Source organism: Burkholderia sp. AU45251 (assembly GCF_030482905.1).
GTDB classification, from domain to species: domain Bacteria; phylum Pseudomonadota; class Gammaproteobacteria; order Burkholderiales; family Burkholderiaceae; genus Burkholderia; species Burkholderia aenigmatica.
On the sequence record NZ_JAUJQH010000011.1, the window covers coordinates 21,731 to 35,794 of the forward strand.

General features: G+C 62.5%; 13 protein-coding genes. All 13 read right to left on the bottom strand.

Annotated features, from left to right (window positions below; all coding sequences use genetic code 11):
* Positions 1-158 precede the first annotated feature (158 nt).
* The gene (locus QZM67_RS21430; RefSeq protein ID WP_301806488.1) at positions 159-860 is read right to left on the bottom strand and encodes a c-type cytochrome; all 702 of its coding nucleotides are present in this window, start codon (positions 858-860) and stop codon (positions 159-161) included.
* A gap of 17 nt (positions 861-877) precedes the next feature.
* Positions 878-2,071 (bottom strand): hypothetical protein, encoded by a 1,194-nt coding sequence (locus QZM67_RS21435; RefSeq protein ID WP_301806491.1) that lies wholly within the window; start codon positions 2,069-2,071, stop codon positions 878-880.
* Between the two features lie 29 nt (positions 2,072-2,100).
* Complete coding sequence (locus tag QZM67_RS21440) at positions 2,101-3,501, bottom strand: cytochrome ubiquinol oxidase subunit I (RefSeq protein WP_301806494.1); 1,401 nt, start codon at positions 3,499-3,501, stop codon at positions 2,101-2,103.
* Positions 3,502-3,560: 59 nt separating this feature from the next.
* Entirely contained in the window at positions 3,561-5,153 is a 1,593-nt protein-coding gene (locus tag QZM67_RS21445) for a methyl-accepting chemotaxis protein (RefSeq protein WP_301806496.1), read from the bottom strand.
* Positions 5,154-5,237: 84 nt separating this feature from the next.
* Positions 5,238-5,549 carry a high-potential iron-sulfur protein gene (locus tag QZM67_RS21450; RefSeq protein ID WP_301806498.1) on the bottom strand — a complete coding sequence of 104 codons (312 nt, stop codon included), beginning with the start codon at positions 5,547-5,549 and terminating at the stop codon, positions 5,238-5,240.
* A gap of 102 nt (positions 5,550-5,651) precedes the next feature.
* Positions 5,652-7,067, bottom strand: coding sequence for a Re/Si-specific NAD(P)(+) transhydrogenase subunit beta (gene pntB / locus QZM67_RS21455; RefSeq protein ID WP_301806501.1), 1,416 nt, complete (start codon positions 7,065-7,067; stop codon positions 5,652-5,654).
* A gap of 10 nt (positions 7,068-7,077) precedes the next feature.
* A complete protein-coding gene (locus QZM67_RS21460; protein WP_301806505.1) occupies positions 7,078-8,673 on the bottom strand; it encodes a Re/Si-specific NAD(P)(+) transhydrogenase subunit alpha in 1,596 nt (531 codons plus the stop codon).
* Positions 8,674-8,766: 93 nt separating this feature from the next.
* The gene (locus QZM67_RS21465) at positions 8,767-9,063 is read right to left on the bottom strand and encodes an EthD family reductase (protein ID WP_301806508.1); all 297 of its coding nucleotides are present in this window, start codon (positions 9,061-9,063) and stop codon (positions 8,767-8,769) included.
* Between the two features lie 36 nt (positions 9,064-9,099).
* Complete coding sequence (locus QZM67_RS21470; RefSeq protein WP_301806511.1) at positions 9,100-9,831, bottom strand: hypothetical protein; 732 nt, start codon at positions 9,829-9,831, stop codon at positions 9,100-9,102.
* A gap of 19 nt (positions 9,832-9,850) precedes the next feature.
* Entirely contained in the window at positions 9,851-10,528 is a 678-nt protein-coding gene (locus QZM67_RS21475) for a hypothetical protein (protein WP_301806514.1), read from the bottom strand.
* Positions 10,529-10,562: 34 nt separating this feature from the next.
* Entirely contained in the window at positions 10,563-11,222 is a 660-nt protein-coding gene (locus tag QZM67_RS21480; protein WP_301806516.1) for a c-type cytochrome, read from the bottom strand.
* 10 nt (positions 11,223-11,232) lie between these two features.
* Positions 11,233-12,720 carry an FAD-dependent oxidoreductase gene (locus QZM67_RS21485; RefSeq protein ID WP_301806519.1) on the bottom strand — a complete coding sequence of 496 codons (1,488 nt, stop codon included), beginning with the start codon at positions 12,718-12,720 and terminating at the stop codon, positions 11,233-11,235.
* Positions 12,721-13,117: 397 nt separating this feature from the next.
* Positions 13,118-14,050 carry an electron transfer flavoprotein subunit alpha/FixB family protein gene (locus QZM67_RS21490; protein ID WP_301806521.1) on the bottom strand — a complete coding sequence of 311 codons (933 nt, stop codon included), beginning with the start codon at positions 14,048-14,050 and terminating at the stop codon, positions 13,118-13,120.
* Between the last annotated feature and the right edge of the window lie 14 nt (positions 14,051-14,064).

Here is a 14,064-nt window from a genome sequence, read left to right on the forward strand (position 1 = left end):
AGAACCGCTGTTGTCGATCGCTGAGCGCAGCTCTTGCCGATCAGGTGAAGCGCATCGGTGCGCTGCGAGTATGCCTGGTAGCTCCTGGCAGCTGCAAATCAGGCCGATGCGGGGTCCCTCGGTGGGCAGTCTAATGATAGTGAGCAGGCAAATGCAAGTTAGCGCGACTTCGCCGTCATATAGCTCACCGCCGCCTTGATCTCGGCATCGGAACACGCCGAGCATCCCCCGCGCGGCGGCATGGCCTTGAACCCGAGCAGCGCGTGATGCAGCAAGGTGGCGTCGCCCTGCGCAATGCGTGGCAACCACTCGCCCTTGTCCCCAACCTTCGGTGCGCCTGCCGCGCCCGTGGCGTGACATGCGAAGCAGACCGAACTATAGATGACCTCGCCGGAGCGTGCGGGGCTCGCCGCCGCGGGTGCTGCTGGAACAGCAGGTGCCGCAGTTACGGGTGCGGCGACCGTTTCGTGCTGTACACCGGGGGAGGCAGCGGGAATGAGAGCGAAGCCGCCCTCCCCGCCACCACCGCCGGTCGCGCCATGCAGCTGGCTGAAATAGGCCGCGATGTTGACGACATCACGGTCCGAAAGCGGCGCGGCCATCGCGTTCATCGTGGGGTTCTGCCGGGTCTTGCCGTCACGGTAGGCCAGAATTGCGTTCGCCAGGTAGTCGCGCTGCTGGCCCGCCAGGTTCGGCACGCCCGGGATCTTCGCCACGCCGTCCACGTTATGGCAGGCGAAGCACACCGCCGCGCGCCGCTTGCCCGCGGCCGTATCGGGCGCCAGCCCCCATGTCTCGGCATGCGCCGTCGTGTAGAACAGCGCCAGCAGGGCCAACCAGAAGCGGATGATGTTGTTCATTTCGATTCCTCCCCGTATCAGTTGAAGCTGTCATGCATCGAGATCGCGATCCCGTACACGAAGAACACCGCAATCCAGACGCCGAGCACCGACACGGCGCCCGTGCCCAGCCGCGCCACCGTGCGGTCCGCGATGTACACGCCCTGCGTGCGTCCCGCGCGGTACAGCAGCATCAGATAGAAGCCGCCGACGAGACCGCCGATGCCGGCGAGCGTGGCGAAGAACAGCACCGTGGAAGGCCAGTCGGCGTGAACCGGGTAGGTCTTGATGGTGTAGCCCAGCGGCCTGAGGTAGTGGATCCGGATGATCTCGCGCCACGTGGCAAGGAGTCCGAGCAATGCCAGGCCGAAGGTTGCGGGCAGATAGCCGTGCGCGTTGTCGTCGAGCTTGCGCATCCAGAGTGCCATCGTCGCGATCGCACCGACGAACAGCCAGCCCACGCGATGCAGCGCGAGGCCCGACCCCGCCGGAAAATCGCACTGCCAGGCTAGTAGCGGCAGCAGCGCGATGGCGTAACCCCACTGCGCAAGCTGCCTGCCGAGGTGGCTGACGAACGCGCGGTACGCCGGCTCGCGATCCGCTCGTACGGCGAAGTAATGCGCGTAGGCGAGCAGAAACACCCCCACGGCCGGCACGGACAGACTCATGATGAACACGTAACGCGGCCACTGGATCGCATGCAACGCGGCGCCGCGCGTATCCACCATGCCGCCGGGTGCGTACCAGTTCATCCACTGGCCCGGCAGCAGCGCCTGATACGAGAACGCGTGCATGATGAGACCATCGATGCAAAACAGGCCGAGCGCAGCCCACGCGTATACGCCGATGTGCTTCTTCGCGCCTTTGTGATTCGCGTGGTAGAACGCGAACCAGCAGCAGTAGGCCACGATCAGCGTGAAGATGAAGGCGATGGCCCAGCGCCCGGAGAGCACGTTCGACGTGTACCACTGCGGGTCGTAAATCACCTGGGTAAAGAGCAGCGGCCCTACCCCCAGCACGATGAGCAACGACACGGCGACCTTGGCCACCTTCGTCATCGCCATCGACAACCGCTCCCAATAATCACCAGCGGCGCGCCGATGGAACGCAAAAATCGCCAGCCCGGCGGAACCAAGCGCGAGGTGCACGAAGGCGATATGCCCCACCCACGTAGCCACCATCAGGATCTGAAACACCACGGGGTGGGCGGGAACCCCGGCGGGGTCGCGCATCGTGTTCATTACGGCACCAATGTCCATGGCTAGTTCCCCTGCAACGGCGCGTTCGCTGCCGCGTGTTGTTCGGTGATCAGACGATCCACGTTCTTGCCACTGTCGACCGCCGCGAGGTAGTGCGCGATGGCGCGAATCTCGTCGTCGGGCAGGTCGATGCGCGGCATATAGGGTTGCGCGCCATATTTGAGCGCGCCCCGTAGGAACGCGGCGATCATGTCCTCGTCGGTGGACCGGTGCAGCTTGTCGGGCAGATTGCGCAACGGGCCGCCCGGTTCAAGCGAGTGGCAGTTCGCGCAGGCCACCTTGGTCAGCAGACGGCCCACCTCGAGTTCGTTGGCGGGGGTGACGGTCCGCAGGCGGTCAGGCACGAACGGATGCAGCTGCAGCAGACCGTGGTCGGCAATGCGCTCGACTTCCGCATGGATGCCCTTGCCCGGCACGTCGCGCGCGATCACCTGGTTGCCATAGATGTACTGCCCCGCCACATACGGCTTGCGCATCGATTCGCGCATACGCTCCTCGGGCCACACGCCCACCACGGCGATGAAGAGGAACAGCGAGACGGCAAGCGAGGTGTAGACGCGTTGCGGAAAGGCCCAGGCGAACAGCAGCCAGAGCGTCGAGACGAGGAACACCGACACCATGCCCTTCGCGTAGACGGGTAGCAGATGCGTGTCGAGCATCACGAGCGCGTTGTTCGGCAGCGTACGCACGTAGTAGAAGAACATCACGACCGCAATCGCGCCGCCAACGAGCCCAACGGGCGCGATAAAGCGCACGACGCTGCGGCGCAGCGCGAGATCCTTCACGCGGCTCGCCACCAGCAGGCCCACGAGTGCAGCCATCACGAGCATCGCGCCAGTACGGGTGCCGAGTTGCGCGAAGAAGTTGACGTTGTAAAACGCCTCGCTCGTCGAACCCGTCTGATACCAGCTATCGTGGCCCGGCCACATCATGAACGAGAGCACGCCCACGATCAGCAGCATCGTCGCCCACGAAGCGAGTGCGAACGACCACGTGAGCTTCAGGTGTGTGCGCGGATCCACCTTGCCGATCAGGTACACGAGCGCGTAGACGCCGATGACTTCGACCGTGAAGTAGACCCACTCGCTCGCCCAGACCCAGACGAAGTTGTGGATCAGCCCGCTCACGCCGCGCGGACTCGCGACGGTGATCGCATACCAGATGCCGGGCCCGGTGATCGAGCCGATGATGTACGAGAACACCAGCAGGAACATGCCGTAGCGCTGGATGAAGTCCATCAGCTGCGGCTTGTTCTCGCGGTAGGCGCGCGTTTCGAGCAGTGCGAACAGAAGCGATGCGCCCACCGATGTGTGGGACGCCACGACGTGTATCACGCCGATGATCCCCATCACCCAGGCCGTCCCGATGCCCGGGACGTAAAACGTCGGATACATGCCTAGCATGTCTAAGTGTTCTCCCTGTATCTTTTTGTGTTCCAGCGGACCAACGGTAACCGTCGCCGTCAGTTCTCTGTCGCGCTTGCCGGCGAATGGACCTCGAAGACCGCAATCGCTTGCCGCTGGGCGGCAACCTGCTCCCCCAGCGAGAACGCCGCTTGAGCTGCCTGCTCGACCACGGCGGCATTGTTGCGGATCACCTGATCCATGCGGCTCACCGCCTCGTTGACCTGCCCGATCCCGCTGCGCTGCGCTTGCGAAGCTTCGAAGATGCTGTCGTTGATTTCGACCACGCGCTGAACCGCACGCCGCACGTCGCCCATGGCTTGCGCCACCTGGTCCGCATGCGCGGCGCCACCCGAGATGGACTCCACCGAGTTGCGCACCAGCACCTTGATTTCCTTCGCTGCGCTGGCCGCCCGCTGCGCGAGACTGCGCACTTCCCCGGCGACGACGGCGAACCCGCGGCCGTGCTCGCCAGCACGCGCTGCCTCGACGGCGGCATTCAGCGCGAGGATATTGGTCTGAAACGCGATCCCTTCGATCACCGCCGTGATTTCCACGATCTTCGCGGAACTGGCGGAAATCACGCCCATCGTGCCGCGCATCCGCTCGACGGCCATCACGCTCGTATCGGCCGCGAGTGACGTCGCATTGGCAAACTCGGCGGCCTGGCGGACATGATCCGCATTGTGTTGAACCGACATGATGAGCTCGCTCAGGCTCGCGGCAGTTTCCTCGAGCGACTCCGCTTGTCGTCTTGCGCCGGAAGACAAATCCGCGCTGCCTTCGGCTATCTGGATCGAAGCGCACTGGATCTCATCGCTCGATCCCTTGATCGTATGCACTGTCCCGGCGAGGTGCCGGTCCATCGTTTGCAGCGCCTCGACCAACTGAGCGAACTCGCCATGCAGGCTCATGCCTTCGGCATGGCCCAGCCGGCCTTCGGCGATTTGCCGGGCAACGCCGAGCGCCGCCTTCAGCGGCGTCGAAATCGCCCAAAGCAACCATGCCGAAGCAGCCGTGGCCACGACGATGCCAAGGCCGATTGCGCCTAGCATGGTCCAACGCAACGCATCGAACGTTGCGTTCCCGCGCTCCGCCAATTGACGCGCCTGCATGGCGCTCAGCGCGACGTCGCGGCCGATTGCGTCGGACAACGCATCGCCGGTTTCCGTCAATTCGTCGATCGAGTAGGCCGCCATGTCCAGATTGCCGGAACGAAGCACCGCGGCGATATCGTCCGATTGCGTCCGGAAAGCGGCCAACACCTTCGCTAGCCGGTCGGCCAGCCGGCGCTCATCCGCCGTCGCGATCTTCGCGGGATAGTAGTCGTGCCAGGCCGCATCGAGCTTCTTTTGCTCCTTGCCGATATCGGCCACGAGTTCCTCGGCCTTGCCCTGTTCACGCAGCGCCTGGATGTAGCGCATCTGCAGACGGATCTTCAGCGCCGCTGCCTGCATCGCGGCGAGATCCTCGATCGGCACGGTACTCGCCGAGTACATGCTGCCCATGTCGGTACTGAGCCTTGCCAGACCGCGCAGACCCATCATGCCGATCGCCACCATCAGTGCCACGCAGACGCCAAGCGTAAGCATGACCTTGAACCGGATCGTCCCCGCAAAAGCGCCCTTGCAGCCAGTTTTTTTATTTTCCATTACGAAATACAATTTTTTCGCCGGCCGCTTGTTGCCACCATTCGCCAACTGATGCCTCAGGGATCGCCAATACGCGCCGCCGCGTCAGCCTTTCCGGCTATACGCGTTGCACCAGCCTTTACCTGCAACCTGCTTGCCCCCGAACATCGGGCAAGGCGCAAACGCATCGCCCGGCTTGCCTTGATAGAACGTGCAGTTGCTGCAAAGCTGGCCAGCGGCATACTTCGCATACTTCGCCTTGTCGACTTTGGTTGCGTCGGACTTGTAGCCGAGTGCCTGTGCCGTGGCGTCGGTGTCGGACACTTTCGGAGAATCGGCGAATGCAAGACGCGTGAACGCAAGACTCGAAGCCACACCGGCGGTCGTGATCATAAAAGTACGGCGGGATTTTTTCATGTAAGTAATCCTTATGGTGTAGTTGCCGTGCCGGTAAGGCACGGTGAAATCAAAAACGAATGGCTCATGAACTAACCGTGGCTGTCGAGCGAGTCACCGTTCTCATGCTTTCAGCGCCCCGAAAATCTCGCCCAGCATCGCCTTCGCATCGCCGAACAACATGCGGTTGTTATCCTTGTAGAAGAGCGGATTGTCCACGCCCGCATAACCCGAGGCCATGCTGCGCTTCATCACGATCGAGGTCTTCGCCTTCCACACCTCGAGCACGGGCATGCCTGCGATCGGACTGGCAGGATCCTCCTGCGCCGCCGGATTCACGATGTCGTTCGCGCCGATCACCATCGACACGTCCGCCTCCGGGAAATCCGTGTTGATCTCGTCCATCTCCAGCACGATGTCGTACGGCACCTTCGCTTCGGCCAGCAGCACGTTCATATGCCCCGGCATGCGCCCCGCCACCGGGTGAATCGCGAAGCGCACGTCAACGCCCTTCTCGCGCAGCACCTGGGTGAGCTCGTACACCGTGTGCTGCGCCTGCGCCACGGCCATGCCATAGCCCGGCACGATGATCACGCGCTTCGCGTCGCGCAGCAGCTGGGCCGTTTCGGCGGCGCTCACGGCCACCACCTCGCCGGCGGGCTGCGCGCTCGCGCCGCCCGCCGCTGCGGGCACGCCCGCGCCACTGCCGAAGCCACCCGCGATCACGCTGATGAAGTTGCGGTTCATCGCGCGGCACATGATGTACGAAAGAATCGCGCCCGACGAGCCCACCAGCGCGCCCACCACGATCAGCAGGTCGTTGCCGAGCATGAAGCCCGTGGCCGCCGCCGCCCAGCCCGAGTAGCTGTTGAGCATCGACACCACCACCGGCATGTCGGCGCCGCCGATCGCCATTACCATATGCACGCCGAACAGCAGCGAAATCACGGTCATCACGATGAGCGGCGTCATGCCGTCCTGAATGCTTTCCGCATGCAGGAACGTGCGGCCAAATGCGATCACCGCCAGCAGCCCGGCGAGGTTGAGCCAGTGGCGCGCCGGCAGCAGCAGCGGCTTGCCGCCGATCTTGCCCGAGAGCTTGCCGAACGCGATGATCGAGCCCGCGAAGGTCACCGCGCCGATCAGGATGCCTACATAAATCTCGACCTCGTGGATGGCCTTCTCGGCGCCCGTGAACTGCACCGAGGTGTCGACGTAGCTCGCGTAGCCCACGAGACACGCCGCGAGGCCCACGAGGCTGTGCATCAGCGCTACCAGCTCGGGCATCTGCGTCATCTGCACTTTCTTCGCCGCGAACAGGCCGACCGCGCCACCCACGACCAGCGCGCCGACGACGTACGGAATGCCCGCCGCCGACACGCGCGGGCCGAGCACGGTGGCCAGCACCGCAACGGACATACCGATAATACCGAGCAGGTTGCCCCGGCGCGCAGTCTCGGGATTGGCCAGCCCCCCGAGGCTCAGGATGAACAGGATCGCCGCGCCGATATAGGAAACGGTTGTGAGGTTGGAAGTCATCGTCGTTGCCTTATTTGCGGAACATCGCGAGCATGCGGCGCGTGACCGCGAAGCCGCCGAACATGTTGACAGCCGTGAGCGCCAGCGCGAGCACGGCGAGACCCAGGATCAGGCTCGACGGCCGGTCAGCTGCGCCGGCCACATCGCCCAGCGGCGGCGCGACCTGCACCAGCGCGCCGATGGCGATGATCGACGAGATCGCGTTGGTCACACTCATGAGCGGCGTATGCAGCGACGGCGTGACGTTCCAGATCACCATGTAGCCGACGAAGCAGGCCAGCGCGAACACCGTGAAGTGCGAGAGGAACGTGGCGGGCGCGTACAACCCCACCAGCAGAAACGCCAGTGCGCCCAGACCGAACACGATGGCCAGTGACTTCGCCGACATCGGCTCGCTCTTGCCGTGGGCGCTCTTCTTGGGCGCGGCTACCGCCGCAGCGGCGGGCTGGGGCTTCGGTGCAACGGCCGGCTGCTTGATAGGTGGCGGCGGCCAGGTGATGCTGCCGTCCTTGATGACCGTGAGACTGCGGATCGCGTCGTCGTTGAAGTCGACGTTGATCGTGCCGTCCTTCGTCTTGCACAGTTCCTCGACCACGCGCAGCAGATTGTTGGCATAGAGCGTGGACGACTGCCGCGCCAGACGCGAGGCAAGATCCGTATAACCAACGATGGTCACGCCGTGGCGCACCACCGCCTCGCCGGGCACGGTGAGCTCGCAGTTGCCGCCCTGTTCGGCCGCCATGTCCACGATCACGCTGCCCGGCTTCATCGACTGCACCATCTCCGCCGTGATGAGCTTCGGGGCCGGCTTGCCGGGAATCAGCGCCGTGGTGATGATGATGTCCGCGTCTTTCGCCTGCTGCGCGTACATCGCGCGCTGGGCCTGCTGGAAGCCCTCGCTCATGACCTTCGCGTAGCCGCCGCCACCCGAGCCTTCCTCGTCGTAGTCCACCTTGACGAACTCGCCGCCGAGCGATTTGACCTGGTCGGCGACTTCGGCGCGCGTGTCGTTGGCGCGCACGATCGCGCCGAGGCTGGCCGCGGTGCCGATGGCGGCGAGACCCGCCACGCCCGCCCCGGCGATGAACACCTTCGCGGGCGGCACCTTGCCAGCGGCGGTGACCTGCCCGTTCAGGAAGCGGCCGAATGCATGCGCAGCCTCGATCACGGCGCGATAGCCGCTGATGCCGGCCATCGACGTGAGCGCGTCCATCTTCTGCGCGCGCGAGAGCGTGCGCGGCAGCGAGTCGATGGCGAGCACCGTGGCCCGTTTCGCGGCCAGTTGCTGCAACAAGTCGGGGTTCTGGGCTGGCCAGACAAAGCCGATCAGCATAGCGCCCTCGCGCATCAGCGTGACCTCTTCGCTGCCCGGAGCACGCACCTTGAAGACGATGTCGCTGCGGGCCCAGAGTTCAGCGGCCGAGGCCACGACTTCAGCGCCCGCTGCGCGATACGCGTCGTCGTCGAAGTTCGCGGCGGCGCCGGCACCGCTTTGCACGGCGACCGAGAACCCCAGCGTTATCAGTTTCTCGACGACCTCGGGCACGGTCGCTACGCGCCGCTCTCCGGTGGCTGCTTCCAGAGGAATGCCAATCAGTAATGTCATAGGGCGAATTGATGGTTCACGTTGGTATCGGTCATCGCAAGGATTGCAGGCCCGGCGGCACCGGAGAAGTCAGACCAGCCGCCGCACAATCGGTCAGTCGTCCGCGCAAAAAATCGTCGGCGTGATATTAGTGAAATTTTTCACATCGCCCATCACCTCGGCAGTTTTGGCTGACGAAAGAGCTGCATCGATCGCGGCCTGATCGCTGAAACGCAGTATCGCCATGCACGCGAAGGGTTGCGGCGTTGGCGATGGAAACAGGACCTCTGCCGATTGCAGACCAAACTCGCCCCACGCCGAGCGGACAAGCGCGGTATGGTTCGAAAGGTAATACTCGCGGTCAAACGTCCCGCCTTCTGCACTCGGGTAACTCACGATCAGGGTAGTCATATTCAATTCCGTGTTGAGATGTATTCGAGAGTGGGTTCAAGTGATCGCGCCAGCGCCTTGCAAGCGTGCCGGCAACGTTCGTGCGCGGCGCAGCAACTGCCAGCCGAACAGCAACATCCACAGCGGCAGAACCAGCACGACGACCATCTCGCTCGCATTCGAAAGCGCGTTGAGATCCGGGAAGAAGCCGAACAGGAAGAAGATCCCGAAAGCCCAGCCGACGATCTTCAGCAAAATCGATCCCTTCCAGCCCGCCTTCTTGAGCACGTTGGCGGCAATCGGCGTCCAGAAAAGCACGAGGGGACCCTCAATCCACCAGAGGCCGTTTTGCGTCCCATTGGCTATCGCGGTCCATACTGCCGCTGCGGCATTTCTCGTGGCATCGTCGCCACCAGCGTATAGATGCGCTAGCGGGTGAAGGATCGCAAACTGCATGACAGCGCCGGTCACGCCCACCACGACGTACAACACGACGGCCATCGCCACCATGTTGCCGAGCGCGCCCAGTTCTTCACGAAATACGTGCACAAAGTACCCGCCAATGACGAGGAACGGCAGATAGAATCCGAGCGTGTCGGCAACCATGCACCAGCGAAACAGGTCCCGGGTATCCGGTGGCAAGGCCAGCATCGATGCGCCGTGCAGCACCATATCCGCATCCTGTCCCGTGACCGCCACCGACAAGCCAACATTTGCGTATGCCAGAATGCCGCCGATAATGGCACTCCAGGCCGTGAAGCGCATTACCTTGCGCGAGGACTGATTCATCATTGATCTCCAGGACAAGTCAACTGCCGTAAGGCGTGGGCGAGTTCAGCACCACCCCGTCATTTTTCGCTTGCTCCAAAGCACAATAGCCGTAGTAGATCGCCGGCATGAAGTAGGCCCACGAGCACAAAGCAAGCGTATAAAAGTTGAGAAAGACGTTCGTTTCTTCGCCCGGTATTTTGTAGAAATCGTAAATGACCGCAATGCCCAGTGACGTTGCCAGAGCCACCCCTACAGCCAGCGCACGGAGCAACTCGCCAATTTCCAGAAGTCTTTTGATGAAATACACGAGATAGATCGACAGCAGAATCCACATCATCAGATAGTAATAAGGCAAAATCCCAGAGATGAAGTCCGCGCCCACGAGGACGAATGTGAGCGCAAACGCGGCGACGAATACCGCAATGTCCTGGCGAATTGACGGTTTGTACCCGTGCGTAATCGCCATCAACCCCGCGACGGCGATGATGGGTATGCCAAATCCGCGGGAAAACGCATCGAAGAAGTGCGCTACTTCATAGGAAACCGCATTTCCGGTGGCAAAAAAACCAATGGCGTTCGTCGCCGAGGTACCGACGATCCACATCTCCAGGCCGAGAAGATAATTCCTTTTCCTGACGATCTTCCAGCCATAGAAAAATGAACTCAATGCCAGCAAAGCACTGGAGAGCATAAGAACTACAGATCTGAGGTCCATGACTAAACTCCTAACTCCGGTTGCATCTGATTGGTCAATTTTTCTTCGGCTCAAGGCTCGCCAGATAGGTGGCAATAGCCTCGCGGTCTTCGGGCGATAAACCTGTCGCAAGGTTTTTCATGACGCCTGTGGGTTCGCTGCGGATGCCGGAAGCGAACTCGTCGAACTGCGCGAGCAGATAGTCGTATCCCTGACCGGCCAGGCGTGGAAACGTGTCATGGCCCATCAGTTGGGTGCCGTGACATGCGGCACAGTTGCCCGCAGCCACCAGGCGCTGTCCCTTCTCGCGCAGTTGCGCATCCGGCTTGAAGTAGTGATTCGCGACCGGCGTAACACTGGCGAAATATTCAGCCAGCGATTTGATCTGCGAATCACTCATGGTCATCGCGAGAGGCCCCATGTTCGGATTGCGCCGCGCCTCACTCGCGAAATTGTGAAGCTGCGTTTCCAGGTAGGGCGCCGGCTGCCCTGCGAGACTCGGATACGCCTGATGGAGCGAATTGCCTTTGACTCCGTGGCAACCCATGCAAACATCGGTCACATGCGGCCAGGGGCCGCCGTCAGCCTGATAAGCCGCAGTCGACGTCGTGATATAGCTCTGAAGTCGATAAAGGCCCAGCAGATCGGAGCCGAAAATGGCCAGCAGCAGCAGCACCATAACCAGAGGAATGCCAATCAATAGAATTTTTTTCATCGTCACCCTCCTACGCGCGGCGCAGGGAATTCAGCGCCTGAAGCGCGCCTTGATGGCCAGAGCGCACAGCGCCATCCATATAGCCAGCCCAGATATTCGCAGTCTCCGTCCCCGACCAGATCAGCTTGCCGCACGAGGGGCGCAACGCCTCGCCGTGAGCGCTCCAGAAGCCGGGCGGAATGGCGGACACGCAGGTCAGGGTCCAGCGGTCGACCCGTCCCCAGTCCTGATCGTGGTAGGCGATGGGAGACAGCGCTTCATCGCCCAATGCCTGCGCATAGATTTGCTTCTGCATGGCCATTGCCGCGTCCCGCTCGGACGGGACCATCGCATTGTTGATGAATGCATTGATGATCCCGATCTCCCCGGCCGGTGGGGAATTGTCAAAGGCCCAGATGATGGGGCCATTAACCTGGAAGATGCTGCCGTTCATCCCCTTGTCGCGCCAGAACGGACGGCGATAGACCATCGCCGTCTTCCGTGCCGGGGAATGCGCGGGCCATGCGCGCTGCAGGGCCGCACGCTTTTCCGGCAGTGGCGGATCGAACTGCACCTGATGACACAAAGCCGGATGAATGGCCATGATGACGGTCCGTGCCCGCACTTCTCCTTGGTCGGTATGCAGGGTAACGACGTCGCTGTCCCATCCGGAAATCTGGCGGACCGGAGAAGACAGGCGCACCTTGTCGCCCAGTTGCTGGGCCATCTTGATGCTGAGGATTTGCGAACCGCCGATGAAGCGGGTTTCCTGGGCGCTATGCTTGATGCTGTCGAGTTGCGAGTAATCGCAATTCGCGGAATTGACCATCGAAAGGAAGTGCAGCAGCCCCATCTTCGCCGGTGCCGCTCCGCCCGAAAGCGTGATACTGCCATTCCATCCGACCTGATCTTCGGGCTTGATATTCTGCTTTTCCAGCCAGTCGCCGACCGAGAGCTTGTCCAGTTCAGCGACCTTTGGCGACGTCCAGGGTGCGCCGCAAGGGACGTCGCGCGACAGTCTGCTGAGCTTGGCTCCGATCGCTTCGTCGGTGCCGAACGTACCCTTCAGATCGACTGCCACGCGGCCGTTGCCGCCCAGCATGACCGTACTCCCGTCGTAATAGGTCGGGAAGGTCCCTACGCCCAGCTCGCGCGCGAGATCCGCAACGGCCGTTTGGCCGGGCCCGATCCATTGCCCGCCAACTTCCGAAACGTACCCGCCGGGGACGTTGTAGTTGAACGTTCGCCCGCCCACGCGATCCCGTGCTTCAAGCACCAGAAAGGACTCGCAGCCCGCGTGGCGCAGGTCGCGCGCGGCGGTCAGTCCGGCCAGCCCCGCTCCTATGATGGCGACGTCGAGAATGTCGTCCGCGCCTGGCGCGGCCTTGGTGACTGCGGCATGCGCCTGATGGGTGCTCATGGCGAGCGTACCCACGGCAGCAGCCGAGGCACCGGCGTATTTGAGCCATTGCCTGCGCTGCAGGTTTGCCGCGCCGTCTGGAGAAGTTTTTTTTGCCATAGTGCCTCTGTCTACGTAATGAACGCTCCCACTCTGAGCGGGTCACCGCCCCCTGCTCAGGCGTCTGGCTCCATATCCGGTCGGTACGCCGTGCCACGCAACGCCGTCGAATTCCTCTACGAATTATTCGTGCGCCTCGGCCGGGACCGTGCGATCCGCCGCTTCAGTGGTTTATTTATAGAACACATAACCAAAGATAGGTCATGATACCAATGTTAAGGTAGAAAAAAATACAGAGTATTCCCCTGTATCTCAAATGATTCCGCGCGAGATTCCACTTTCGGACGCCTGACGCACCAATGCACCGCGCCACGGAGAGATTTCGACGATCCGGGCAAGTGAGCAGAATCAGACCGGCAACCGCCCGGCCATCATAGGTGCAAATCCAGCTGCGCGCTCAAATTGACGACGCCAGCTCCGGCACCACAGTGAACAGATCGCCCACGAGGCCGTAGTCGGCCACGCTGAAGATTGGCGCTTCTTCGTCCTTGTTGATCGCGACGATGACCTTCGAGTCCTTCATGCCAGCGAGATGCTGGATCGCGCCCGAAATGCCGACTGCGATGTAGAGCTGCGGCGCGACGATCTTGCCGGTCTGGCCGACCTGGTAATCGTTGGGCACATAGCCCGCGTCCACTGCCGCGCGCGATGCGCCGAGCGCTGCGTTGAGCTTGTCGGCGAGCGGCTCCAGAACCTTCGTGTAGCTCTCGCCGCTGCCCAGACCCCGGCCACCCGAGACGATGATCTTCGCGCTCGTGAGTTCCGGACGGTCGAGCTTCGTGACTTCACGGTCGACGAATTGCGAAAGGCCACTATCCGCTGCCGCTTCGAGCTTCTCCACCGCTGCGCTGCCGCCTTCGGCTGCAACCGCATCGAACGCCGTCGTACGGACCGTGATCACCTTGACCGGATCAGCCGATTGAACCGTTGCAATCGCGTTGCCGGCGTAGATCGGGCGCTCGAACGTGTCGGGCGAGTCCACGGCCGTGATGTCGCTGATCTGCGCGACATCGAGCTTCGCGGCGATGCGCGGCGTCACGTTCTTGCCCGCAGCCGTTGCCGGCGCGAGGATGTGCGAGTAGTTCTTCGCGATGCTCAGAACCGTCGCTTCGACGTTCTCTGCGAGACCTGCTTCGAGTTGCGGCGCGTCGGCCAGCAGCACCTTCGAAACGCCTGCTATCTTCGCCGCTGCATCGGCAGCCGCTTGCGCGTTGTGACCTGCAACCAGCACGTGCACGTCGCCGCCGATCTTCTGTGCGGCAGCCACGGTGTTCAGCGTCGCAGCCTTGATGGTTGCGTTGTCGTGTTCGGCAATAACCAGATTTGTCATTTCTATCTCGCTCC